Origin of the sequence: Aquitalea sp. ASV11 (assembly GCF_016429185.1) — a bacterium.
Lineage (GTDB): Bacteria > Pseudomonadota > Gammaproteobacteria > Burkholderiales > Chromobacteriaceae > Aquitalea > Aquitalea pelogenes.
On sequence record NZ_JAELUD010000164.1, the window covers coordinates 1 to 488 of the forward strand.

Below are 488 nucleotides of genomic sequence, written 5' to 3' on the forward strand. Positions count from 1 at the left end.
GAAATGGGCGAACCGTCCATCTTCCGTCTGGCTGCTGCTCTGGACTCCTACATCCCGACTCCGGAACGTGCTGTTGACAAGCCGTTCCTGCTGCCGATCGAAGACGTATTCTCCATCTCCGGTCGTGGTACTGTAGTTACTGGTCGTGTAGAGCGCGGTATCGTTAAGGTTGGTGAAGAACTGGAAATCGTAGGCCTGAAGGCAACTGCGAAGACCACCTGCACCGGCGTTGAAATGTTCCGCAAGCTGCTGGACCAAGGTCAGGCTGGTGACAACGTAGGCGTACTGCTGCGTGGTACCAAGCGTGAAGACGTAGAGCGTGGTCAGGTACTGGCCAAGCCGGGCACCATCACCCCGCACACCAAGTTCGGCGCATCCGTATACGTGCTGAGCAAGGATGAAGGCGGTCGTCACACCCCGTTCTTCGCTAACTACCGTCCGCAGTTCTATTTCCGTACAACCGACGTGACCGGTGCTGTAAGCCTGGC

General features: G+C 57.4%; 1 protein-coding gene. It reads left to right on the forward strand.

The window, feature by feature from the left end; all coding sequences use genetic code 11:
• Positions 1 to 488, forward strand: a 488-nt coding sequence (locus tag JHD62_RS21480; protein WP_255523056.1) for an EF-Tu/IF-2/RF-3 family GTPase, incomplete at both ends; no start/stop codon positions are given.